General features: G+C 42.6%; 17 protein-coding genes, 2 tRNA genes and 1 rRNA gene. 7 read left to right on the top strand and 13 right to left on the bottom strand.

Annotated features, from left to right (window positions below; all coding sequences use genetic code 11):
• Window positions 1-105, top strand: a 5S ribosomal RNA gene (gene rrf / locus Q0890_RS07185); the annotation flags it as partial.
• 152 nt (window positions 106-257) lie between these two features.
• Window positions 258-668, top strand: coding sequence for an OsmC family protein (locus tag Q0890_RS07190; protein WP_299219036.1), 411 nt, complete (start codon window positions 258-260; stop codon window positions 666-668).
• A 390-nt stretch (window positions 669-1,058) separates the two neighbouring features.
• Here Q0890_RS07190 and Q0890_RS07195 read toward each other — a convergent pair whose 3' ends face one another.
• The 3 genes from Q0890_RS07195 to Q0890_RS07205 form a co-directional block, all read right to left on the bottom strand.
• On the bottom strand, window positions 1,059-2,084 hold the full coding sequence (locus tag Q0890_RS07195) for a purine nucleoside permease (RefSeq protein ID WP_299219038.1): 1,026 nt from the start codon (window positions 2,082-2,084) through the stop codon (window positions 1,059-1,061).
• Window positions 2,085-2,352: 268 nt separating this feature from the next.
• Entirely contained in the window at window positions 2,353-3,699 is a 1,347-nt protein-coding gene (locus tag Q0890_RS07200) for a DUF1501 domain-containing protein (protein WP_299219040.1), read from the bottom strand.
• Between the two features lie 76 nt (window positions 3,700-3,775).
• Complete coding sequence (locus Q0890_RS07205; RefSeq protein WP_299219042.1) at window positions 3,776-5,260, bottom strand: hypothetical protein; 1,485 nt, start codon at window positions 5,258-5,260, stop codon at window positions 3,776-3,778.
• A 409-nt stretch (window positions 5,261-5,669) separates the two neighbouring features.
• On the opposite strand from Q0890_RS07205, the gene Q0890_RS07210 reads away from it, so the two are divergent.
• Complete coding sequence (locus tag Q0890_RS07210) at window positions 5,670-6,134, top strand: flavodoxin family protein (protein WP_299219044.1); 465 nt, start codon at window positions 5,670-5,672, stop codon at window positions 6,132-6,134.
• A gap of 129 nt (window positions 6,135-6,263) precedes the next feature.
• Entirely contained in the window at window positions 6,264-6,872 is a 609-nt protein-coding gene (locus Q0890_RS07215; protein WP_299219839.1) for a DUF938 domain-containing protein, read from the top strand.
• A gap of 37 nt (window positions 6,873-6,909) precedes the next feature.
• Here Q0890_RS07215 and ppc read toward each other — a convergent pair whose 3' ends face one another.
• Window positions 6,910-9,690, bottom strand: coding sequence for a phosphoenolpyruvate carboxylase (ppc, locus tag Q0890_RS07220; RefSeq protein WP_299219045.1), 2,781 nt, complete (start codon window positions 9,688-9,690; stop codon window positions 6,910-6,912).
• An 84-nt stretch (window positions 9,691-9,774) separates the two neighbouring features.
• Window positions 9,775-10,587: a dienelactone hydrolase family protein gene (locus Q0890_RS07225; protein ID WP_299219047.1), complete on the bottom strand. Its 813-nt coding sequence runs from the start codon at window positions 10,585-10,587 to the stop codon at window positions 9,775-9,777.
• 407 nt (window positions 10,588-10,994) lie between these two features.
• Between Q0890_RS07225 and Q0890_RS07230 the strand changes: the two genes are divergently transcribed.
• Both Q0890_RS07230 and Q0890_RS07235 read left to right on the top strand, forming a co-directional pair.
• On the top strand, window positions 10,995-13,082 hold the full coding sequence (locus Q0890_RS07230) for a catalase (RefSeq protein ID WP_299219049.1): 2,088 nt from the start codon (window positions 10,995-10,997) through the stop codon (window positions 13,080-13,082).
• Between the two features lie 237 nt (window positions 13,083-13,319).
• On the top strand, window positions 13,320-14,114 hold the full coding sequence (locus Q0890_RS07235) for an MBL fold metallo-hydrolase (protein WP_299219051.1): 795 nt from the start codon (window positions 13,320-13,322) through the stop codon (window positions 14,112-14,114).
• Window positions 14,115-14,193: 79 nt separating this feature from the next.
• Here the strand turns inward: Q0890_RS07235 and Q0890_RS07240 are convergent.
• The 7 genes from Q0890_RS07240 to leuS all read right to left on the bottom strand — a co-directional run bounded on the left by Q0890_RS07240 (window position 14,194) and on the right by leuS (window position 23,213).
• Window positions 14,194-14,269 (bottom strand) — tRNA-Lys (locus Q0890_RS07240).
• Between the two features lie 222 nt (window positions 14,270-14,491).
• Window positions 14,492-14,567: transfer RNA gene (locus tag Q0890_RS07245), tRNA-Lys, on the bottom strand.
• 378 nt (window positions 14,568-14,945) lie between these two features.
• Complete coding sequence (locus Q0890_RS07250) at window positions 14,946-16,943, bottom strand: MacB family efflux pump subunit (RefSeq protein WP_299219053.1); 1,998 nt, start codon at window positions 16,941-16,943, stop codon at window positions 14,946-14,948.
• A gap of 101 nt (window positions 16,944-17,044) precedes the next feature.
• Window positions 17,045-18,376, bottom strand: coding sequence for an efflux RND transporter periplasmic adaptor subunit (locus tag Q0890_RS07255; protein WP_299219055.1), 1,332 nt, complete (start codon window positions 18,374-18,376; stop codon window positions 17,045-17,047).
• A gap of 264 nt (window positions 18,377-18,640) precedes the next feature.
• On the bottom strand, window positions 18,641-19,711 hold the full coding sequence (gene holA / locus Q0890_RS07260; protein ID WP_299219057.1) for a DNA polymerase III subunit delta: 1,071 nt from the start codon (window positions 19,709-19,711) through the stop codon (window positions 18,641-18,643).
• 75 nt (window positions 19,712-19,786) lie between these two features.
• A complete protein-coding gene (locus Q0890_RS07265; RefSeq protein ID WP_299219060.1) occupies window positions 19,787-20,464 on the bottom strand; it encodes a hypothetical protein in 678 nt (225 codons plus the stop codon).
• Window positions 20,465-20,525: 61 nt separating this feature from the next.
• The gene (leuS, locus tag Q0890_RS07270) at window positions 20,526-23,213 is read right to left on the bottom strand and encodes a leucine--tRNA ligase (RefSeq protein ID WP_299219062.1); all 2,688 of its coding nucleotides are present in this window, start codon (window positions 23,211-23,213) and stop codon (window positions 20,526-20,528) included.
• Between the two features lie 213 nt (window positions 23,214-23,426).
• On the opposite strand from leuS, the gene Q0890_RS07275 reads away from it, so the two are divergent.
• Window positions 23,427-23,801 (top strand): arsenate reductase, encoded by a 375-nt coding sequence (locus Q0890_RS07275; RefSeq protein WP_299219064.1) that lies wholly within the window; start codon window positions 23,427-23,429, stop codon window positions 23,799-23,801.
• A gap of 85 nt (window positions 23,802-23,886) precedes the next feature.
• On the opposite strand, the gene argB is transcribed toward Q0890_RS07275, so the two are convergent.
• A complete protein-coding gene (gene argB / locus Q0890_RS07280) occupies window positions 23,887-24,798 on the bottom strand; it encodes an acetylglutamate kinase (protein WP_299219066.1) in 912 nt (303 codons plus the stop codon).
• Window positions 24,799-24,928 lie beyond the last annotated feature (130 nt).

A 24,928-nucleotide genomic window follows, 5' to 3' on the forward strand; every position in this document is an offset into this window, starting at 1 on the left:
ATAGCACGATGGCACCACCTGATCCCTTCCCGAACTCAGAAGTGAAACATCGTCGCGCCAATGGTAGTGTGGCTCCGACCATGTGAGAGTAGGTCATCGTCAGCGCTCTATTCCAAAAGCCCCCTTCTACGTGAGTAGAAGGGGGCTTTTTTTGTCTAGAATTGGGTAGGGCTCTAAGGAATAGCTACTGGTCATAGCTGCTGCATTCTATTACACTATTTCTATATTTAAGTTAACTTCTTTAGAAAGGATAGAGTATGACAACATCAAAAGTAACCTACCAAGGCGACCTACGTACTATTGCCATACATTTGCAATCAAACAATGAAATCATTACCGATGCTCCGACTGATAATCAGGGTAAGGGCGAAGCATTTTCACCGACTGATTTGCTAGCGACCAGCTTAGCCAGTTGTATGCTGACGATTATTGGTATCAAAGCGCAAGATATGGAAGTTGATATTGCAGGTACTACCGCTGAAGTGACCAAAATCATGGCAGCTGACCCCAGACGAGTCAGTGAAGTTCATGTTGCTATTACCTTTAATCAACAGCTTGATGAAAAAACGCAAAAGATATTTTATAACACTGCGCTCATGTGCCCGGTTGCGAAAAGTATCCATCCTGATATTATTCAAAAGGTGACTATTAATTCTAAAGAATATTAATTCTAGAAACTAACATAAGTGATTTTCGATGATGTTGATTGTGTATATCTCGGTACTAATGTGGTGTCAAAGCTGTCGATACAATAACTAATGTTGTAGCCTATGGCTGAGGATATAGTAGGTGAAGTGAGAAGAGGCAGTAAAGTGCATATGACCATTATTGAGTTAGCTTGTGACGCTTGAGATAAACGTTACGAACCGGCTGTCTTGCTTAGTTCTATTTTACTTTTTCGGATAATTTTAGGTTTAATTGTATAGGGGTAATACAACGAGCCTAAAATGATAAAGCTTGCCAAAACCGAATTCTGGCAAGCTTTACTACTGTTATAACGTTCATGAAGTGCTTTTTTGGAAATGAATCAGCTATATATAAAACCTAAATCTTGGTTCTTATTTTTGCTCAAGTTTTGGCACACCATCTTCCCAAACATCCCAATTATTAACGATATGATCGACAGTTTCTGATCCTACCAATACTATATTCTCCACGGTTTCTGCAAAGCCACCAGCGGTTTCTCCTGGAGCAGGATCTAGATGTTGAAGGGTAGTCTCATTTGGATGACCTTGATCAAAGTTCACCGCACCACGTAAGCTCATTATGCGTTCAGTTCCAGTAGTTCTATCTAGTACTTGCGCTATGGCAGCGGCTTCCATTTCAGTGATCACGTAATCATCTGCGTTATACAGCTCAGTGATATATTGAGCTTGTTTTGACAAGCCTGGACCATGAAAAAACGTATCTCCTGTCATATGAGTGCCTACCGTTATAGCTGGACTACGTCTTGCTTCAGCATTGGGGTATCTCATTCGATAGTCATTGGCTTCTTTTGAATCTTTTAAAGAAACTGACTCACTCAAATGTAGATTCCAGTTTAGGAGTTCAGGGTTAAGTTGATAGCGACGAATATCCTCATAGCCTTTGCGCGGCGTAAAAGTAGGCGCGCCTTTTTCACCTTCTTCTGCTTTCCAGCGGTGACCTAAATCATAATCCACCAGCCATGATGCCCAGCTGACATCTCCTATTGTGCCTTTATTAGGCGGTGTGCCTGCTACGCCGCTTAGAATGAAATAACTCTTTGTAAAGTCAAATTTAGGTGAGAGTGTTATTGCTTGCATAGATGCTGAAGATCCTACTTTACCCATGCCTAATACTGACCCACAGACGCCTTCGGAGTTACAGTAGACTGGGCTATGAGCACCTTTTACTTTTATGGGCTTACTATCTGCAAAATATTGATTATACCAATGCTGAAATTCGCCGGCTTTATCGCCACTGTTTTCACCAATTTCAAACATCGCGGCGATAAATACTTTTACTTTGATCTCATCTTCAGGAGTTTTAGCTTGCGCACTACTACAGAACATAAGCATGGTAGTAAAAAAGGATAAATAGAAAAAACGTTCTTTTATAAACATGTTCGATGCCTATTTGAAATATGAGGTTCTAGGTTAATTGTTTGATTAGAAGTAGCTAAAATTTCTACTAAAACTAGGAGAGTTTACTTTTCGTAGAATAACATAATCTGCAAATAGGCTGCAGAGGGCGGTATGCACTACTACTGTTTATTATAAAGGTAATACAATGAACCTAAAACGATAAAGCTTGCCAAAATTGAATTCTGGCAAGCTTTATTACTGTTATAACGTTCAAACACCTTTCATAAAATGCTTTTTTAAAAACTAATTAGCTAGACATAAAGCCTAAATCTTGATTATTGAATTTATGCAAATTCGGCGCTACCATAGTCAGATTGTTATCTGAGACGCCAAACCATTTAGCCAAAGTCGCTGAATACTGATCGATAGATGTCGTAGGTAACCATGCACCTTCACCGACATCAATGGCTGTATTTAGACCTATCTCTGGAGCTTGACCATAAAAATCTCTACCTTTTACAGCGCCGCCCATAATGAAATGGTGACTTCCCCAGCCGTGCTCTGATCCGTTACCATAACTATTCAAAGTTCGACCGAACTCTGACATGGTGAAAGTGGTAACATTTTGAGAAACACCTAACTCTTCAGTAGCTTCATAAAAACTTCCTAATGCATCATCAAGTAGACGCATCAACGTATCATGTCGCCCAAGTAGATCATTATGTGTGTCGAACCCTTTAAGTTTCACAAAGAATATTTGGCGTTTGGCACCCAGCTTATCTCGTGCTTTGATAAGTGATGCTACTGTTTTTAACTGTTGCGCTAATGTATTTTCGGCTGAAAATTCAGTTGAAATATTTTTTGCGTCTTGGATAGCAGATAACATCATTGATTCGTTGGTGGAATTTGCAACTGTACTGTCATCGGACGAAGTAAATAAACTTCTTAGTGCTTCTGAAAAGTTCGTCGTACCAGATACTGATGACCCTTCTTCAATACCTCCAGTAATTTTGAGACCATCAGAGGTAACTTTCAACGGGTTGGTCTTTTCGCCTGTTAGAAATACATTATCATCATCAGTACTGATACAAGAAAACGCTCCATGGGAGTTTTGTTTTATGATTGCATCACCAATTCTTCCGCCCCAGCCTTCTCTAAAAGAATCCGACGCAGTGCTTTGCCAGTTTTGTTTTTGATTATAGTGAGCAAATAAGCCTCTGGGTAACGCTACTGATCGATTCTTATACTGATCCATTGAGGTAGGTTGCACTAAAGATCCTACGTTTTGTAAAACTGCCAGTTTTTTTAGGTGAAACAAGCTATTTAGACGCTTAAGATTAGGGTTAAAACCCCATTTCAAACCGCCAGCTAGCTGAGTTGTAGGTATTAAAGGTAGTACATTTGATCGATCTAATGCAATGTCTTGACGTATCTTATGATAAGTTGCATAACTGGATGTGTCGATAGGTATCAAAGTATTGGCTTGATCATTACCTCCGTCTAATAGGACACAGACCAAGGCTTTATAGTCTGAGCCTGCTGTTGCTGCTCTCGCTTTGTTAGCTGATAAGCCCATAGCCATAGGTGCAACAACACCAGCACCTGCTAAATAACTTAAACGCTGTAAAAAGGCTCTTCTTGATAACTCATTCACAATAACTTTCCTATAATCTTTATTACTTTATTGGGTACTAAACCATTGAACTGCGTTACTACTAATAAAAATACCATTAACTATAATTTTTATTACCTGTGACATTTTGGACAATGACATTGGTTGAAGGATCAACTTTAAAGCTTGCAACTTTAATGTTAGTTTTAGTATTAATATTTCTGGCAATACAATCTTCACCAAGGATAATTAGCCAGCCAAAAGATATCGTATTATCTAGTTTAATATTCTGAAACGTACAGTCTTCAAGTAACTTTTCATACTTTGATGTCATAATAATGCGGTTGTTATATGTACCACCTTCAACAGTAATACCTCTAAATGTTTTTTGTTTAGATTTTGATGAAAGGCTGATGTATGGGGCATGTCCATCATGATTACCTTCTTTGATCATAAGACAGTTACGGATGGTAATATCGAGGTAATTGCGATTATTACGATTGTTATCTTGTACTATGATTCGTCGACCTCCAGACGAGTTGCTAGCATTGATAAACTCGATGTTTTCGTATAATACATTGCCCCATTGAAGAGAAGAGGTAGGTGGTTCAATATCGGCAAGGTATAAACCGCCATAGGTTGGTTCACGGTCGTTTCGGCTAGGGTTTGTAGAATAGACATATGTATGTTTTTTAAACCGAACGACGCCACTTTTAAGCTTTATACCTAAGCCTGATGCGATAGTAAGACAGTTTCTGTTAGATGGACCTATCTTAAAATCACTGGCTTCAAAGTTCATTTGGCCATCGCCACGTATGTATAAGCTATCGTATATCGCGCCTTCTGACGTAAAGTTGCTAAACTTACAATCTTTGCCCCATATCCACATACAATAGATAGAGGTGGCCAATGGGCTGTTAGTGTCAGCATGCTTTATAGTTTGACCTCTAAAATGAATGCCTGTCGCTTGAAAGCCATTCCCTCTTTCACGAACTTCAAGCACTGCTGATCTGGATTTAGCATAAAAGTAAGTTGCACCCGTGCCAAACAGCCGAATATTAGGTACTCTAGGTTTTAGGGCTACTTCATACTTACCATCTGGGAATATAATGTTGGCGCCTCCACGCCTAGCTGCATCTTCAAGCGCTTCTTCAGGCGTATTATAATTATTTTTAAAATAGATGGTATCCTGATTAGGATCAGGATATACGCCCTCAAAATCCTGAGGAGGCAGTACTTCGCCATCCTTTATAAACATACGTTTGTGTTGGTAGGCACGGCCACCATTCATATTGAGACGCGCATAATGAGCATCTGTAGGGGCAGTAACGGTTATACTTTTAGAATATCTGTCTCTTGCAGATACCCGTTTGATAAAATCTCTATTGCTATTGTAGTAAGCAATATAAATAAAAGTGTCACGACCTCTGCGTTGTTCGCTAGAGATGTTATATTTAGCATTTGGCTCTACTTTAATAAAGTCAGATATATCACAACCACGATTATTAACAACGATACCGTCGCTTCTAACCATTTTGCCTTCTGAAACTGTATTCAAATTTAATAAATTACCATTAGCAGATCGATTCTGGCTAATACTCATAAATACTCCATTTGTTTAACTCAAATTGACTCAATTACTCAAATTTTTAGGACTACAATATGGTTTCGTTTTACATATGTTGAGAAGTTAACGTTTAATTTTAACTTTGGTATCGCGATTGTGAGTATAGACTAGCTTTATTTCTATAAAACCTGTAGCAACAGAAAAATTGTAGTAATCGAGTTTTTGAAACTGTGTCCATTTGCATAAGTCTTATACCTATGTAAAATAGTGTAATGAGATCATTCTATATAACCACTATCACTAACAGGCATAACAACTTGAGCAACCTTTGAGAATTATTGTGCAAAAAGTATTCCATAAGAATGATATTGAGTGTCTTTTCCCAAAATTATCTGTTGTGATATTATTCAAAAGATGACTATTAGCTGTTATAAAGGTGATTAATATGGCTACCAAAACCTTACTTATTGTTGCGCATGCGCCATCACCGAATACAGAGAAGTTGGCACAAGCGGCTTACGGTGGTGCCAATCACCCCGATATAGACATGGATGTCATTCTAAAGTCGCCCCAAGATACGCAGCCTGAGGATGTATTGGCTGCTGATGCATTATTATTAGGGACGACAGAGAACTTGGCTTATATGGCAGGTTTGACCAAAGATTTTTTTGATCGCTGCTACTATTCGGTGCTCGAAGAAAAGCAGGGGATGCCATTCGCTTTATATATTCGGGCAGGACAAGATGGCACAGGGACCAAACGTGCGCTACAAACGATTACGACGGGGCTACGTTGGGAGTGGATTCAAGAAGCACTTATTTTACGAGGCGATTGGCAAGAGACGTTTAGCGAGCAAGTAGAAGAGCTGGCAATGACATTGGCCGCGGGTGTAGAGGCGGGTATCTATTAGGTCAATGGGGTAGGTTGTTGTTGCCTATATCCATCATTGGTAACAGTGCCTTATTAAAACAGCATTATAAGGATGTTCGTAGTGTTTAATAATAATTCAGATAATACGCAATCCATTGCTCCAGACGGAATGCCATTTTCGCAAGCGTGTGAAAACAATAAAGCACCTATCTTAGATGTACTGCAAAAAGAGCTACAAGAGCATACTTATGTCTTAGAAGTCGGCTCAGGTACTGGTCAGCATAGTGTTTACTTTGCACCAAGATTGCCGCATCTACAATGGCAAACCAGCGATGTCGCTAACAATCACCCTATCATTCAAGCGTGGCAAAATCGTTATCCTGCGCCGAATTTGCATGCGCCTGTCGCGTTTGATTTGACGACAGATTCGATACCGAGCTCAACGATGGGCAAGCCTTATGATGCCGTGTTTACGGCCAATACATTGCATATCATATCGTGGTCATTGGTACAGCAACTTTTTATTTTGGTTGGCGATAGCTTACCTATAAACGGTAAGCTGATTGTATATGGGCCATTTAACGAAAATGGACGCTATACCAGTGCGAGTAACCGGCAGTTTGATATCAGTTTGCGCCAGCGTGATGCTGGTAGTGGTATCCGGCATAAAGAAGATATCATTGCTTTAGCCAACGCGCACCATTTAACATTAATAACTCAATATCAAATGCCAGCGAACAATCAAATCTTAGTTTTTCAAAAAGTAACCGCTAACTAAGTCAGCGGTTATTGTATTTTAATATCAGTATCAAGTTCTAACCAGTATTACGCAGTCCTGCTGCGAGGGCATTGATACTGCGAATCAGGGGATCTTCTACGGCCAGTTTGTCGGTACTTTTAGCATTATTATTATCGGATTGTCGCATACGCTTTAGCAGCTCGATCTGAATATAGTTGATCGGGTCCAAGTAAGCATTACGCCATCGTAAAGAGGACGCCAGCTCTTGCTGTGTGGACAATAATGAGGTTTGCTCAAGCAGGGAGTTCAGACCAGAATGGGTCAGTTCGTGCTCTTGCTCGACGGCCTGCATGACTTGTGTGCGTAAGTGCTCGTCTTTACACAGCTGACTATAAGCATAGGCGATATTCATCTCCGATTTGGTGAAAGCCATTTCAATATTGCTGATAAAAGCACTAAAAAATGGCCAGTTCTTATGCATCTCTTTCATTAAGTCTTCATTTTGTTTGACACTGTCTAAAGCAGTGCCGACCCCATACCATGCTGGCAGAGTAAAGCGTGCCAACGACCAGCCAAATACCCAAGGTATCGCCCGAATCGTTGATTTGCTTGGCAAGCCTTTTTTGCGATGGGCAGGGCGTGAGCCGATATTTAGTAAAGAGATCTCTTGTACGGGCGTGGCTTCGGAGTAAAACTGGTAAAACCCTTCTGTATTATCCGTCAATGTTCGATATTGCTGCTCGCCTGCATCAGCCAGATCAGTAAACAGCGCTTCATAGCTATCAAGATGGGTAGGCTGCTCTACAAAACGTGACGAGCTGGCTTTTAGTGCGCCTGTGATACCCATGGTCAGCTCAAACACCGCCGTATCTGGATTGGCGTACTTGGCATAGAGTACTTCGCCTTGCTCGGTAAACTTGATTTGTCCGTTTAACGTACCAGCAGGCTGAGCGGCGATAGCCTGATGGGTTGAGCCACCGCCGCGACTGACAGAGCCGCCGCGGCCATGGAATAGACGGGTGCTGATGCCGTAATGGTTGGCAATACGAGTGATGGTTTGCTGGGCGCTATACAGCTGCCAAGCCGAGGTGATAATGCCGCCATCTTTTGAAGAGTCCGAGTAGCCCAGCATAATCTCTTGAATATTGCCTGAGTGCTCAAGCAGCTCGCGATACAGTGGGTTGTCCAGTACCGTTGGCATGATCTTATCGATGTTTTTGAGGTCTTCGATGGTTTCAAACAATGGCGCTACTGGCAAGGCGGCAAATAAGTGTCCGTCATCATCGATACCAGATAAACCCGCAAAACGCATCAGCAGCAGTACTTCTAGCAGCTGACTGGCGTTATTGGTCATCGAGATGACATAGCTGCCAAAGGTATCGTCGCCGACCAGTTTACGTAGCTTAGCCACCGATTGCATCAACGCTAGCTGCTCACGGGTTTGCTCGTTTAAACTATCGGTATAAATCAGCGGCGTGCCTGGTTTTTGTAGCAGACGGGTCAGCCATTCTTGTCGCTCTGTCTCATTTAGGGTGTTGTAGTCCGGCAAATTAGGGGCGCTGGCAAAAATATTGGCAATGACCTCACCATGATAGCCTGAGTCTTGGCGAATATCGAGCGCGGCCAGATGAAAGCCACAGGTTTTGACCAAGCGAATGGTATCTAGCAGCATTCCTTCGGCATGGGCGCTATCATGTGTGTTGACGCTTTTGCGGATAAGACGTAAATCATCCAATAGCGCAGTCGGTGACAGATAAGCATTTTGTGCTGCCTTCTCGTCTGTGCCTTGGCTTTGGATATGCTGGTTGGTGGATTTTACTTTGGCAAGAATAAGCGACAACAATCTACGGTATGGCTCATGATTGTAGTCATCAGGGTTATAACAAAACACCTGCTGATCCAGCTCACTGTAATTTTGGATGCGCTCATAAATCTCGGGCGCGATGGTAACGATACTATCGCTATGAATCAGCTCGCGGCGCAGCTTTCGGATCAATACTTGGTAATGGCGCAGCACGGTATTGGCATGCATCAACACGGTCATTTCTGTGGTCTCATGAGTGACAAAGGGATTGCCGTCTCTATCGCCACCAATCCAAGAGCCAAAATTGACAAAAGCAGGTAGCGCATAATCACTAAGCTCTGGATAAATCTCTACGATCGCATCTTTGATATTGCGATAGACTTTAGGAATAGCGGTAAAAAGACTGGCATCAAAGTAATGCAAGCCATTATTTATTTCGTCATAGACCAAGGGTTTACGAGTACGGACTTCGTCTGACGACCACAGTAGGTCAATGGTTTCGGCCGTTTTTTGTTTGGCCTGCTCATAGGCGAGGCTACCCTCAGGGTAAGTACTCATAGCATCTGTGTGCTCGTATAACGTTTGCAAAATATTCATCGTCGTACGGCGGCGCGCTTCGGTAGGGTGCGCGGTAAAAACGGGCATAAATTTTAATTGATCAATCAGCTCTTTAATTTGTGCAGGTTCAATCTGACGCTCGCGGCACTCTGATAAAGTGCGACGAAAGGAGCCTTCCCAGCTTTGGTTCGACTCTGCACGCATCGTGCGGCGCTGCTCTCGCAAAAAGTTTTCTTCGGTTAAGTTTGCCAAAAAAAAGTAAATAGAAAACGCTCGGATAACGTTTTTTAATGTCTTATTGTCTAGTGAGGCGATGAGCTCGATAAGTTGTTGCTTTTGTTCTTCATTGTGCTCGCGGCGCTCTTGAATAAAACCTTGGCGTAAGGTCTCAATGGTATCTAACGTCTGTTGCCCAGATTGGCGAGAAATGGCCTCACCCAAAAACGATCCTAATAGTCTAGTGCGCGCACGCAATACCTCATTATCCAACAACATAGCTATCCTTATTAACGACAAATAGGGAATATACCCAGCAAAACCGTGCTGCTCTTATAATCTAACTGATAATATAGCTTAACGCTATTGATATTCTTCAGCTAAAAAACCCAAATAACGCTGCCAAGAGCGCTCGTCTGCGCGAGCATTGTATCTATCAGGGTTATTAAAGTCAGTAAAGGCATGAACTGCACCGCTATACGTAGTCATCTCATGAGGTACTTTGCTTGCTTCTAAAGTTTTACCCAAAGCAGTGAAGTCTTCTAACGGAACCGCTTTGTCAGCTGATCCATGAAAAACTAAAATCTCGCCACTCGTTTTATCATAATTTTGACCCTTTGGAGTTTCGAGTCCACCGTGAAAGGGTACAAACGCTTTTTGCGGGAATCCTGATCGTGCAAGCTCTAAAGCAACGGTACCACCAAAACAGTAACCCATCGTCACGCCTTCGCGGACATTATTACCTTGAGCCTGTCCAGTGTTTAAAGCGGCCGCTAGAATACGGCGCATTTTACTGCGATCGTCGTATAGCGCTGCGGTCAAACGTTTTTTATCTTCCAATTCAGTGGGGCGAATACCTGTGCCAAACATATCGGCGGCCAACACGTTGTAACCTTGTTCTGCCAGCATATCAGCACGTTTACGTTCGTAGTCCGTCAATCCATCCCAGTCATGAATCAATAAGATAAAAGGCGCATTGGGTTGGTCAGCTTTGGCGTAATAGCCTTGATAAGGCTGGTCGTCGACTTTATAGGTAATGTCTGTAGAGGTAATAGCTGCAGCTGTTTGGCTAAAGGTGAGAGCAATTAAACCTAATGAAGTTCCCAGTATTAATGAGCGATAAAGGCTCTTAGAAGAAGTGTCAGATGTGGTTAATGATGTTAGTAACGGTGACATAGTAGATAGCCTCATAATTTAATAAAAGAGAGATAAATAGGTGGCTAACGATGGCGTCCAGTTATTTATCATCGGCGTTTATTGCTTCATAAAATAATACCTTAAAGAAGATCTACATTACAAGAATCGTTTTTTAAGAGACGTAAGCTAAAAAAATAAAGGTCTTTCTAGTTTAAATGCATAAAATTTAACTAAATATCAACAAGGTTCACCATATAAGCAACTTATTTTTTGGGTAAGATAGTTTGGAAACTTATTATTTACTTTCGTTTTAACAATAGTTGGTAGTGCTATCAACACAGACAATTGAACGACATATGAAGTCATCATTATCTCCAAGGATATAAAAACTGTGTAAGCACTTTACTTATGGTCCTAAGAGGCCTATTTATTAGCTAGGATATATTATGAAGAAGAATATCGATCATACTGACCCCGCAAAAGATATGAACCCAGCACGTGGAAATGGCGGTGAAACCCATCAACGTGCAGACGAGGATGGTAAAGTTTTGACAACGCAACAAGGCGTTGCTATTTCTGATAATCAAAATTCGTTAAAAGCTGGCGCGCGCGGTCCTACTTTGTTAGAAGATTTCGTCATGCGTGAGAAGATCAACCATTTTGATCATGAACGCATTCCTGAACGTATCGTCCATGCTCGTGGTAGTGCTGCTCATGGCTATTTTGAGCTGACAGAGTCATTAGAAGAGTATACGACAGCGAAAATCTTGACAGAAACTGGTAAGCAGACACCTTTATTTACTCGTTTCTCAACTGTTGCTGGTAATAAGGGTTCAAAAGATACGCCGCGTGATGTGCGTGGTTTTTCAGTAAAAATCTATACCGAAGAAGGTAACTGGGATATCGTTGGTAACAATATGCCAATCTTTTTTATTCAAGATGCTATCAAGTTTCCAGATTTAATACATGCAGTAAAACCAGAACCAGATCGCGGCTTCCCGCAAGCAGCTTCTGCGCATGACACTTTTTGGGACTTTGTTTCATTAAGCCCTGAAACTATGCATAATCTTATTTGGTTGATGAGTGATCGTGCCTTACCGCGCAGCTTTAGCATGATGGAAGGCTTTGGCATTCATAGCTATCGTCTTTTAGATAAAGATGGTAAGAGCACCTTTGTACGTTTTCATTGGAAGCCAGTAGCAGGTGTGCAGTCACTTATTTGGGATGAAGCAGTTAAAATTTCTGGCGCTGACCCTGATTACAATCGCCGTGATATGTATGAAGCGATTGATAATGGCAAATACTTTGAGTGGGAGTTTGGTGTTCAGTTATTTACTGAAGAAGAAGCCAATGAGTTTCCATTTGACCATCTAGATGCGACGAAACTGATTCCAGAAGAGATGGTACCCGTCAAAATTATTGGTAAAATGGTCTTAAACCGCAACCCAGATAATTTCTTTGCTGAAACAGAGCAAGTAGCATTTTGTCCATCGCACTTGCCACCTGGTATCGATTTCAGTAACGATCCGTTATTACAGGGACGTTTGTTTAGCTATTTGGATACGCAGCTTAAGCGTCTGGGTTCACCAAACTTTGCTCAAATTCCAATCAATGCGCCAAAATGCCCATTTGCCAATAACCAGCAAGATGGACATATGCAGATGCAAGTGCCGAAGACCCGCGTACTTTATGAGCCACAAAGTTTGGATTTAGATCGTCCACGTGAAAGCGTCAAAAAGGGCTTTGAGTCGTTCCATGAAAAGCTAGATGATGGCGTTAAAGGACGCATTCGTGCAGAAAGTTTTGCAGACCACTATAGTCAGCCGCGTATGTTCTATCGTAGCCAAACACCAGCCGAGCAAGCGCATATTGCGACTGCTTACGTATTTGAGCTTGGTAAAGTAGATACCCCTCATGTACGTACCCGTATGCTTGGTCATCTGCTACATATCGATGAAGACTTGGCAAATCGCGTAGCAACTGCATTGGGTATGGAACTACCTGAACCTGCTGATGCTGCAGCGCCCGTACAGGATATGGCAACTTCTGAGCCGTTGCAGACAATTGGCCGTACGCCCAAATCTTTAAAAGGACGTTTGGTTGGTATCTTAGTTGCTAAGGGTTCAAAACATAGCGAAATCAAGAAGTTTGAAGATGCTATCAATGCCCAAGGCGGTATGGTAAAAATCGTTGCACCGAGTAAAGAGGTCGAATTAGACGACGGTACACGTATACAAGCAGATGAGCGTGTAGCAGGCGCACCTTCGGTATTCTTTGATGCAATAGTAAGTATCATCATGCCAGACCAAGCCAAGAAACTAGCAAAAGACAGCTCGACCTTAGATTGGTTTACTGATGCTTATGTGCATTGTAAAGCAATTGCGTATTGCGGAGCGACTGAAGAATTCATCTTAAGTAAGCTACCAGTAGAAAAAGACAGTTTTGTCACGCCACTTGCTGATTTGGATGCTTTCATCGAAAATGCCAAATCACGCTTATGGGAGCGTGAACCAAAGGTTCGTGATCTTGCATAGTTGGCTAATACTGTATAATTATTAATCTTTATCTTAAACTCAGCCTCGGTGCTGAGTTTTTGTTTTTTTATTGATAAATATATAAGTTTTTGGTTTAAGCCTGCTGCAAGGTTATCTATAGTCACAAGCGTTCACTCAAAGTCGTTTATTTTAAGTTGATGAACGCTATACTAAAGACTTTATCGACGTTGAAAGGAAGCCTTGTGATAAGAATGAATAATGAGGCAGGGAATCCAAATGAGCTTATGTGAAATCGTGCGTTTAGAAGGATATATTCAAAGTATGTATCTTGCGGTATATCCGGACAAGATTATGTTATTAGATGGAGGGTGTCGACCTGATGTGGTGCTGGTACTTGACTATATTAAGACGACGTTGCAGCGACCGATAAAGGATCTAAAAGTTGTTGTGGTCACTCATATGCATCCAGATCATGCTGGTGGCGCGCATAAATTCAGAGAAGCGACAGGCTGTATAATCGTATCTGCGGACAAAGATAATCAATGGTATAAAGGTATCGCTGGCCGTACCATGCATGTTGTGGATATGAGCCTTGCTCAATACGTCGCTAAACGACAAGGACGTCCACCTAAGAATTTGTATTATCCAGCTCATCTTAAACCCGATATCACCGTCAAGGGTAAAGACCATATACCGGGTTTCGAGGAATGGCAGGTCATTGAGACGCCAGGGCATACAGATAGAGATTTATCACTATTTCATATGCCAAGCCGGCAAGTATATACAGCAGACTTAATTATCAAACTGCGCCACAAGTTTGTCGCACCTTTTCCTATTTATGATCCTAAAATCTACATTCAATCTTTGCAACGGATAAAGGATCTAAAGCCTTCAATAGTCATGATGGCACATGGGCGTCAGCTGCCTATAGATGAAGCAACTTTCGATATGTTGATTGCTCAAGCTCCTAAGGAGCCGCGTACAGTGAAAGATACGATTAAACATAAACTGCTATGGCGAAGAAATGCTGGTTTTAATCTCTTTAAGCGCAATCGCTATACTAAGCGTTAAAGAATGAATAAACGTTAAAAAATAACAAACGAAAAAAAGCCCTATCACTATACGATATAGTGACAGGGCTTTTCAAATATGGTGGGCCGACCGCGACTCGAACGCGGGACCAATTGATTAAAAGTCAACTGCTCTACCAACTGAGCTATCGGCCCTGAGAAGCGTATAAAAAAAGCACTGCTTTTTTAGCTTCGCAAGAGAAAGTCCTTTAAATAGGATTTTCTAATACTTATGCATATAATCAATGTATCTGACTGTCTGCAAGAATAATTTCCTTAGAGGGAAACTACATAAAACTTGATACCTTCGAGGTATCTTTTTACTTATAAACCAACTACCGGGTAGGGTAGAACGATAAATAAGCATCAAACTAAATATGGTGGGCCGACCGCGACTCGAACGCGGGACCAATTGATTAAAAGTCAACTGCTCTACCAACTGAGCTATCGGCCCTGAGAAGCGTATAAAAAAGCACTGCTTTTTTAGCTTCGCAAGAGAAAATCCTTTAAATAGGATTTTCTAATACTTATGCATATAATCAATGTATCTGACTGTATGCAAGAGAATTTTCCTTAAAGGGAAATTCTAAAAGCTTAACTTCTTTATATATCAAGTTGTCAATATTAAAAGAGGCATTAAGCTTGGCTTCTCGTTCAGAAATTTTGTATCCCTAAACGTGAGAGCACATTATATATATTATTGTGGCAATTACAACCCCGCTTTATAAAAAAAGTCCAAATCTTGTGTAAATTCTTCTATTTTTTTAACGTTTTTTCATTCTCTCTATTTTACGTAGCGTATATTTTGGCATATGATATCGATCATCTGCTGCTAATCTCTAGAAAGTGCTTCAACAGGATCCAGTTTAGCTGCATTGCGAGCAGGTAAAAAGCCAAAAACTACTCCGATAAGCGTTGAACAAACGAAGGCGGCAATGATAGAAGTTGGTGAGTAAATCACTTTAAAGCTATCACCAGCAAAATTATTAATGATTTCACCGATAGCAAATGCCAGTCCGATACCCAGCAGCCCGCCCAAAATACAGACCAGTACAGCTTCGATCAAAAACTGCTGCATAATGTCACTTTGACGTGCACCGACTGCCATCCGTACACCAATCTCGTTGGTACGCTCAGTGACTGATACCAGCATGATATTCATCACACCGATTCCACCGACCACTAACGAGATAATAGCAATGGATGAAATTAATAAAGTCATTGCCGTGGTAGTAGATTCAATGGTTTGGCGAATAGAATCTGAATTACGTATACGAAAATCATCAGTGCCATGACGACTTATCATTAATTGGGAGATAGCGGACTCAGCAGCCGAAGAAGAGATATTGTCATCAATTAATGCTACAAAGCTCTCAATGTATGCGCCACCTTTGATACGAGACATCATTGTCGTATACGGCATATACAGCGTTGGTGAGTCGACACTACGGCTAAAGCCACTATTGTTAGGGGCGAGGACACCAATCACACGTCCTGGTACACTGCCTATTAATAGCACCTCACCAATGGGGTTGGCAATATCTGGAAAAAAGGTGTTTTTGGCATTGTCGTCAATAATAATATCTTGCGTACGCCGCAAGATACTTTGCTCGTCAAAACCTTGCCCTTGAATCAGCGACTCACCACTGACACTAAGATAGTCCTCTCCGACACCACTGACACTAGCGGCTTCTTGTACGCTACGATAGCGTACATTCATATTGCTATCGAGTTGAGGGCTAACACTAATGACATAGGGCTGATCTGCAACAGCTTGAGCATCCTGCGGGGTCAAATTGTCATCATTGTACTGACGCCGTGGATCGCCATAGGGGTAGCCATCACTGACCGTAATAGTATTGGTACCAAGGGAGCTGATGTTGGTTAAAATCTGCGCTTGTGAGCCTTTACCGAGTCCAACCACGGATACCACTGAGGCGATACCGATAATAATCCCAAGCATCGTAAGTAAGGTGCGCATCTTATGGGCGCGCATCGCTAGTAATGACATCTTAAAGGCTTCAAATAAGCGATCAATAAAGCTACTAAAAGCGCTTTTGCGATGATTGTCTAATATCGGTTCAGGCTGCGCTTGTATTTGTTGATAATTATCATTTTTATAGTCAGCAATAACATAGCCATCTTTGAGTTCAATGACACGTTCGGCTTGCGCAGCTAGATTGGGATCGTGAGTAACCATAATAATGGTATGGCCTTGAGCATTTAAATCATGCAAAATCTGCATGACATCTTCGCCCGACTTACTATCTAGCGCGCCAGTTGGCTCATCTGCTAAGATGATATCACCGCCGTTCATAAGAGCGCGGGCAATAGACACACGTTGCTGTTGCCCACCAGATAGCTGGTTTGGACGGTTATTCACTTTATCTGCTAAGCCCAAATCCGCTAATAGCTTCTCGGCTCGTTCACTGCGCGCTTGTCCATCCATGCCAGCGTATACCGCTGGTACAGAGACATTGTCTCGTGCGCTAATATCGCCAAGCAAATGATAGCGTTGAAAAATAAAACCAAAATGCTCACGGCGTAGCTTAGCCAATTCATCAGCGTCCAAGCGATTAACAGATTGTCCATATATCTTATATTCGCCAGCTGTCGCTTGATCTAAGCAGCCCAAAATATTCATCAAAGTTGACTTGCCAGAGCCTGACTGACCGATAATGGCCACCATCTCACCTTGATTAATGGTCAAATCAATATCGTGGAGCACGCGAATGGTTTGCTCGCCAGCTTTGAACTCTCTTATCAGTCCTTTGACCTGCATTAATGGAGCGTCTGCTGCGGTTTTAAGATCAGAGGTTTTATGACTCATTTGCGATGCTACCTATATGCATACTACTAAAAAATTGCTGACGTAAAAAATTGCAAACACCGAGCAATTAAGATTAAAGCTCATCTTATAAACCTTGATGGTTAGAACGGTCTACCACCTCTGCTGCTTTGACCGTTGGCTGAATCTTCTTCGCTTAAAATCACTTCATCACCTTTATTCAAGCCGCTCAAAATTTGTACATCAACACGATTGTTGATGCCAGTTTTTACTATCTGCTCGGCCACTTCACCGTCTGGTTTGAGGACGCGAACCTTACCCGTTTTTACGTTTGGATCATCGTTTTTAGTAGCAACTTTGTCCGTTTTGCCAACTGGTTGTAGGGCAGCGGCAGGGATTAGCAGGGCGTCTGTTGCTTGATCGATAACGATATAAACCTGTGCTGTCATGTCAATACGAAAGCGCCGATCTGTATTAGGCACTTCGATATAACCCACATAGTAAATCGCAGAATCCGTTGAACTGGTGTCACTAATGTTCTCAGGTGCAGGCTCAATGGCTTTGAGTATAGAGTCAAACTTTTGATCAGGATTACCAATGATGTTGAAATAGACTGGCATACCAGCTTTAACATTGATTACATCAGCTTCAGAAATCTGCGCGTTGATACGTACTGTCGATAAGTCTGCTAAGGTAACGATGGTCGGTGCGGTTTGATTGGCATTGACTGTAGTGCCCTGTTCGGTAGTAACAGAGACTACAGTGCCTGACATTGGCGCACGAATAGTGGTATAGCTTAAGTCTTCCTCAGCGGTGCTGACGTTGGTTTGGGATTTGCGTAGTGCTGCTTGCTGACTATTAATGTTTGCTTCTGTGGTGGCGATAGCGGCCTTAGCTGTATCGATAGCTGCACGTGCATTGGCAACAGCAGCTTTGGCTGTCTCAACACTCGTCGCTTGGGTGTCATACTCCTGCTGTGATATTGCGTCAATGGCAACCAAATCTTGTAAGCGAGCAAAATCAGACTGTGCTTGTTTGAGCTCAGATTGACGGCTGGCAAGATCGGCATATGCGCTTTTAAGGCTGGCTTGTCGACTTAAATATTCTGCTTGTGCGCTTTGAATGGCGGCTTCACTTTGCTCAAGGCTTGCTTGCTCATTACTTAAGTTGTTTTTTTGCGTGACTTGATCGATCTGAGCAATGAGATCGCCTTCTTGTACTTCATCGCCGACCTCAACATAAAGACGTTTAACTTCACCAGACACCTGTGCACCGACGTCAACGGTATTCAGCGCTTTAACTTTGCCAGAGGCCATGACATTGTTTTCAATATCGCCAATGTCAGCCGTGGCAGTCAGATAATTAGGTATGGTCTCTTTCGGTTTGAAAAAGGTATAGGCTAAAGCCCCTAGTGCTAAGACAATTAAAGCGATAACACTCCATTTGATAGCAGACTTTTTGCTTATTTTGCGCATAAAAAACAATCCAATCACAGTGAACACAAGTGTAGGTATGATAGAGCCTTGATAGGCAAAATGGAATCATAATTAGTTTGCGAAAGGTTAAGGTTGCTCTAAAAAAACAAAAGTGTAGAAGGTAAGTTGAGGCTGAAGATAGATTAACTGGAGTAGGCTATATAAAGATCAGTCGAAAAATAAGAAAGAGGACGGTCGTAATTGTTGATGTAATTGGTTTTACAATAATACTTATAAAGAGCGGATGAAATATATTTCTGTTACTTATTGCATAGCGAACAACCTGCGCCCTGATAGCTCTAATGCTGCTTGTAATAGTAGCTCCCAAGCTGGCTGACGAACAAGACCTTTTATTGCTTGATCACAGCGATACAAGAGGGCAGGCCATTTGGCTATTTGCGCTCTTGTTTGGCGGCGGCACGCCTGCTGATATAAGCCTTGTTTGCTACGCCAAATACCAAGTGCTTGCGGGTCTTGTCCATCCATCAGTTGCATAATTTGGCGCATGTCTTTACTGATCGCCCATAATACTAAGGTCGTTGGCTCATCAGTCGCTTTGAGCTGAAACATGATCTTCGCTACTTGCGCGCTATTACCTGCAAGCATCGCATCCGATAAATCGAACACGCTAAAGTGGGCATCATTGACTAAGGCAGCTTGTAAGTCTTTGACGTCTAAGGCGACGTTGGTAGCAGGCTTAGAGATGTTGTTTTCTGTAGTCTCATCGCTATTTGCCATCAATTGCGGTGCGAACAGATAAGACAATCGCCATAATGTTTGATAAGCACTTAGGATATGATGCTCGGTATGGGACATGAGTAGTTGCCACGCTTCTTGCGATAGTTTCAAGCCAAACTGCTGTGCTTGTATCTGCAATAGTTGCTGACGTTGTTGTTCATTATATAAATTGCAATCAATAACGTGACCATATTGAGCAAACGGTGCAAACCATTTACTGCTCTGAGCGCGCTTGTCTTGCTTGGTTGTTAACCATAACAAACTATGACTATGCGCACCTGTCTGCGCATCTTGAGCGAAGCGTTCTAGCTCAGCGATGACGGCTTTATCTGGTTTATGGTTGCCCGTCACGATGAGCGCGCTGGCATCGTCGAATAAAGATTGGCTACCCAGCTCTGACAAAACTTCTTGCCAGCTTTTAACTGATACCAGCTCAATACGCTTAATCGCGTAGTTTTGTGCGCGCCAGTGTGGACGCATGGCATCGATAAGCCATTGACTCAGTAACGGCTCATCACCATGTGCAAGCCACAAGCCAGCCACTGCAACGGTAGGTTGTAGTAGCTTTGGATAGGCTTGTATAAAGGTATCTTGCATAAGGATTGAGCCATAACCTTTTAAGGTTGAAAAATTAAGGTATAAAAGTAAACAATAATAGCTTGAGCTACCGATCTAAGGGTTGGGTGCAACAATGTTGGTAGTCTCTGAGCTTTCAATCATCGGAGCTGAGTTAGGAGTAACCTTAGGTAAAGATATGGCCACATATTGATCTGTGATCCGGCGTGCCAAGCTATCATAAAGCCAATCGCGGATTTGGTCGCCTTGCTGATCATCAGTACTGACGGACGCCTCATTATACTGATAGCTACGCTCGACTTGGATTGGATTGGTTAAAGTCACAGGTTTGCCATTTTCGACAGTTTGATAATTAACATCTGCTGTCAAGACTAAGCGAATCTCTGTTAATACGCCAACCAGCTCATAACGCTTAAAACGTATGTTTTTTACTGTAATAGCAGCGATTGGTGCAGCATCAGTACTCTGGTTGTTGTTCGCTACATCGGTCAGAGTCATGTTATCAATGACATCGACCCCCAAGGCTTCTAAGCGCCGTGTTAATGGCAATTTTAAAGGAAAGGAGGTGCGATCATCTTCAACAATCACTGCTGTTTTGGCAACATCAAATAGCATTGGTGTATCGTAACCACGTAATTGAAAGCCGCAGCCACTAAGTGCTGTCGCGGCACCAAGTACTGTCATCATTGGCAAAGCGGCAAGTAACGCTGTCGCTAGTTTTTGTGCGCTTGCGCTTTTGGGTTGTGACTGTGCAGCTTGATGCTTATACGACATAATCGCTATCCTTACGTTTTAAAAAGGCTTGGGGTCATCAAAACCTCCAAGCCTAAAAGATCTAACCTACCACCACGATATTGACCAATTTATTAGGGACAACGATTTCTTTTTTGATGTCACCCGTTAAGAATTTTGCCACACCTTCAATCTCTTTTGCCTGCGCTTTTAGCAGCGCAGGATCGCTGTTAGGGGCGACATCCATCTTACCGCGCATTTTACCATTGACTTGCACCACCATCGTGATCGTGTCTTGCACAAGTGCGCTTTCGTCAACGGCTGGATAATTTAGCGTGACCGTATCGAGTCCCAACTGCTCAATTAAGTGCTCACCGACGTGCGGGGCATAGACTGACAACATAATTAATAAGTCAATCAAAGCCTCATGCTGTACTTGTAGGTCTTGCTCATTGGTTGCTTTAAAGCTTGCAAGCTCGTTTGCAAGTTCCATAAGGCTTGATACTGGAGTGTTCAAGGCCAAACGATCACCCAAGTCACTATCAATCTTAGCAATTGTCTCATGCGTCTTGCGACGTAAGTTTTTCGCTTCTTTGCTTAGGCCGTCAGTTTGCAGCGCTTCATTATTTAGCGTATCAAGACTCAAATTGGCCGCTGCTAACGCTTGCATATGCTCAGTTGCGATACGCCAAACCTTTTTAACAAAGTTATACGGACCTTTTAGTGCGTCATCTGACCATTCTAGCGTTTGATCGGCAGGGGCGGTAAATAGCGTATATAGACGCACCGTATCAGCGCCATACTTATCAATAGTGATTTGCGGATCGGCACCATTGTTTTTTGACTTAGACATCTTTTCGATTTTACCAATCGTGACTGGCTGTCCGTCAGTTTTTAAAATAGCTTTAATCGGCTGACCACGTTCGTTGTAATCAATCTCAACATCTTCAGTGAAATAATATGTGGTACTGCCATCAGCATTGACGCGGTAGAAAGTACCAGCAAGTACCATACCTTGCGTCATTAAATTGGCAAATGGCTCATCACCTGATACTAGAGACTCATCGCGCATCAATTTATGGAAAAAGCGCGCATAAAGTAGATGCATAACCGCATGCTCAACACCGCCGATATATTGATCGACAGGCAGCCATTTATTGGCAGCAGATTTGTTGACCATATTTTGCGCATCGTTTGGACTAGCAAAGCGCGCGTAGTACCAGCTTGACTCAACGAAGGTGTCAAACGTATCCGTTTCACGCTCAGCAGGATTGCCACACTTAGGGCAAGTAGTATTCACAAACTCAGGTATGTTTTTAAGTGGATTACCGCGGCCGTCTGGAACGACGTCAGTTGGCAGTACAACGGGCAAATCCTGCTCTTCAACAGGGACCGTGCCGCAATGCTCACAGTTGACCATTGGGATAGGGCAGCCCCAATAGCGCTGGCGAGAAACACCCCAGTCACGTAGGCGATATTGGATTTTTTTCTTAGCCAGCTCTTGTGGTTCAAGCTTGGCAAGCATAGCTTCAAACGCTTGATCAAAATCCATGCCGTCAAATTCATCTGAATTGACTAAGGTGTTGCGCTCAGTATAAGCAAGGTTTGGCTCAGAACCATCTGCTTTGGCGTCAGCGATGACAGACTCAGCATAACCATCAGGAGACTGGATGACATGTTTGATAGGTAGATTGTATTTGGTGGCAAACTCGTAATCGCGCTCATCATGGGCAGGAACCGCCATTACCGCACCTGAGCCATAGCTCATCAGTACATAGTTAGCGACCCAAACCGGCACTTTTTCGCCCGTCAATGGATGCGTCACGGTAAGGCCAGTATCCATACCAATTTTTTCAGCTTTAGCCAAATCTGCTTCAGCGACTGAGCCTTTTTTACATAGCGCATTAAACTGCGCGATGACGTCATCTTTTTCGGCGGCATATTGAGCCAGTGGATGCTCGGCCGCGACTGCCACATAAGTCACACCCATTAAAGTATCAGGGCGAGTAGTGAACACGTCTAAAGTATTGGTTTCGCCAGCCAGCTCATAAGGGAAATGTACTTCCATACCCGCACTACGACCAATCCAATTGCGCTGCATCGTCAGTACTTCAGAGGGCCAGTGACCTTCTAACTGGTCTAAATCATCAAGCAGCTCATCGGCATAATCAGTGATGTTAAAGTAATACATGGGGATGTCGCGCTTTTCAACTGCAGCGCCACTACGCCAGCCTTTACCATCAATGACTTGTTCGTTGGCAAGGACGGTATTGTCGACCGGATCCCAGTTGACTGTCGCAAGCTTTTTGTAGACCAAGCCTTTTTTGTATAACTGTAAAAACAACCACTGCTCCCACTGATAATACTCAGGGCTACAAGTGGCAAATTCACGTGACCAATCAATGGACAAACCAAGCAGTTTGAGCTGTGCACGCATGTTGTCAATATTGGTAAACGTCCATTCAGCAGGGGGCGTTTGGTTGGCGATAGCTGCGTTTTCTGCTGGCAAGCCAAAACCATCCCAGCCCATTGGCTGCATGACATCAAAACCCTTAAGACGATAGTAACGGCTTAAGACATCAGAGATGGTATAGTTACGCACGTGACCCATATGCAGCTTGCCGCTTGGGTACGGGAACATCGAGAGCATATAGCGAGCAGGCTTGTCGCTTGGCTCATTACCCACTTCAAAGCGTTTGTCTGTTGCCCATTTGGCTTGCTGCGCCGTTTCTATTGCTTGTGGATTGTAATGATTGTTTTGTATTTGATCGGATGTCACAGTATTGCTCATAGTCGGCTCGAAATTGAATATTACAGATAAATGGGGTGAAATTTTCCAATGCCATAGCATAGCCTAATTCGGTGAAAATTGCGATGATATGGTATTGTCTTTAATCAATCGTTTTGCTGTTTGAATAGTACATTTGATTGTTGAAGTTTGACTATTATCAGCCCGCGACAATATTTAAATATTATAAAAAACATAAATTAATAAGGAAAGGCGATGACCATCACTATTTACGGTATCAAATCTTGTAGCACCATGAAAAAAGCCTTTACCAAGCTTGATGAGCTAAATGTAAGCTATGATTTTCATGATTATAAAAAGCAAGGCATCGATAAGCAAAGCGTACAGCGCTGGGTAGATGAGCTTGGTATTGATAAAGTGCTAAACAGGCGCGGAACCACGTGGCGCAAGCTGACAGATGAGCAAAAACAGGTGGCTGATGCCAATGTAGAGAGTGCCATTGATTTGCTCATAGAAAATACCAGCATGATTAAACGACCAATCGTAGAGGGAGGGCTGGACGATAAAAAAGCGCAGCCTATATTGCTTTGCGGCTTTAATGAAGAGGCATTTAAAATGACTTTTTCATAAACGATGCTGATGTAGTCGATTATAAGAAAGCCCGAACTTAATAGATAAGTTCGGGCTTTCTTATATGAATGATCGTCACAACCTGTTAGCTCATTGAAGAATCTAAATTGCGACTAATCAACGTGCCGACACCTTCATTGGTGAAAATCTCTAATAGCGTAGCATGAGGAACACGGCCATCGACGATAACTGCGCTTTTTACACCGCTACGCACCGCATCAAGCGCACATTGAATCTTAGGAATCATGCCGCCTGAAATCGTACCATCTTCGATCAGGCTATCGACTTTCTTTGGTGTAAGGCCAGTGACCACTTCACCGTCACGGCCTAATACACCCTTGATATTCGTCAATAGCATCAGCTTCTCTGCTTGTAAAAACTCCGCCACTTTACCGGCGACCAGATCAGCATTGATATTATACGTATTGCCTTCTTCATCGACCCCAAGCGGCGCAATAACGGGAATAAAATTGGAGGCAATAAGCATATTAATTACGTCCTTATTAACGCTGACCACATCGCCGACATAGCCTAAATCTACTGGCGCAGCTATACCGTCATCACCCATCTTTTCTACCAAGAGTTTTTTAGCTTGGATGAGGTTAGCATCTTTACCAGTCAGGCCTATGGCACTACCACCGTGTTTATTAATCAGGCTAACAATAGATTTGTTCACATTGCCGCCAAGCACCATCTCGACGATATCCATGGTGCCTTTATCGGTCACGCGCATTCCATCGATACGATCAGACTGACGACCAAGCTCTTTTAGTAAATTATCGACTTGAGGCCCGCCACCATGAACGACTACTGGATGTAGGCCGACCGTTTTTAAAAGGACAATGTCACGTGCAAATGAGCTCTCAAGTGCAGGGTCAGTCATCGCATTACCACCGTATTTGACCACGATAAGCTTACCGACAAAGCGTTGAATATAAGGTAGTGCTGTGGTTAGCACCTCAGCAGTGTTTTTGGCATCATCTAAATTAAGCGACATCAGGCCCTCCTAAAATACGGTAATAAAGTGCACGTTGTTTACGCACTTTTAGCTCATTATTGTGCCAGTAGTGGCAAAAGTATTGTATTAAATGCTATTACTTAAATAGTATTTCCTAAAAATCGAGATG

The sequence above is a fragment of the uncultured Psychrobacter sp. genome (genome assembly GCF_947488565.1).
GTDB lineage: Bacteria > Pseudomonadota > Gammaproteobacteria > Pseudomonadales > Moraxellaceae > Psychrobacter > Psychrobacter saeujeotis.

Bases quoted from the DNA above. Each gene is read 5' to 3' on its own strand.
- Q0890_RS07190 (WP_299219036.1), top strand. From the start codon at position 258: ATGACAACATCAAAAGTAACCTACCAAGGCGACCTACGTACTATTGCC.
- Q0890_RS07195 (WP_299219038.1), bottom strand. From the start codon at position 2,084: ATGTTTATAAAAGAACGTTTTTTCTATTTATCCTTTTTTACTACCATG.
- Q0890_RS07205 (WP_299219042.1), bottom strand. From the start codon at position 5,260: ATGAGTATTAGCCAGAATCGATCTGCTAATGGTAATTTATTAAATTTG.
- Q0890_RS07210 (WP_299219044.1), top strand. From the start codon at position 5,670: ATGGCTACCAAAACCTTACTTATTGTTGCGCATGCGCCATCACCGAAT.
- Q0890_RS07215 (WP_299219839.1), top strand. From the start codon at position 6,264: ATGCCATTTTCGCAAGCGTGTGAAAACAATAAAGCACCTATCTTAGAT.
- ppc (WP_299219045.1), bottom strand. From the start codon at position 9,690: ATGTTGTTGGATAATGAGGTATTGCGTGCGCGCACTAGACTATTAGGA.
- Q0890_RS07225 (WP_299219047.1), bottom strand. From the start codon at position 10,587: ATGTCACCGTTACTAACATCATTAACCACATCTGACACTTCTTCTAAG.
- Q0890_RS07230 (WP_299219049.1), top strand. From the start codon at position 10,995: ATGAAGAAGAATATCGATCATACTGACCCCGCAAAAGATATGAACCCA.
- Q0890_RS07235 (WP_299219051.1), top strand. From the start codon at position 13,320: ATGAGCTTATGTGAAATCGTGCGTTTAGAAGGATATATTCAAAGTATG.
- Q0890_RS07250 (WP_299219053.1), bottom strand. From the start codon at position 16,943: ATGAGTCATAAAACCTCTGATCTTAAAACCGCAGCAGACGCTCCATTA.
- Q0890_RS07255 (WP_299219055.1), bottom strand. From the start codon at position 18,376: ATGCGCAAAATAAGCAAAAAGTCTGCTATCAAATGGAGTGTTATCGCT.
- holA (WP_299219057.1), bottom strand. From the start codon at position 19,711: ATGCAAGATACCTTTATACAAGCCTATCCAAAGCTACTACAACCTACC.
- Q0890_RS07265 (WP_299219060.1), bottom strand. From the start codon at position 20,464: ATGTCGTATAAGCATCAAGCTGCACAGTCACAACCCAAAAGCGCAAGC.
- leuS (WP_299219062.1), bottom strand. From the start codon at position 23,213: ATGAGCAATACTGTGACATCCGATCAAATACAAAACAATCATTACAAT.
- Q0890_RS07275 (WP_299219064.1), top strand. From the start codon at position 23,427: ATGACCATCACTATTTACGGTATCAAATCTTGTAGCACCATGAAAAAA.
- argB (WP_299219066.1), bottom strand. From the start codon at position 24,798: ATGTCGCTTAATTTAGATGATGCCAAAAACACTGCTGAGGTGCTAACC.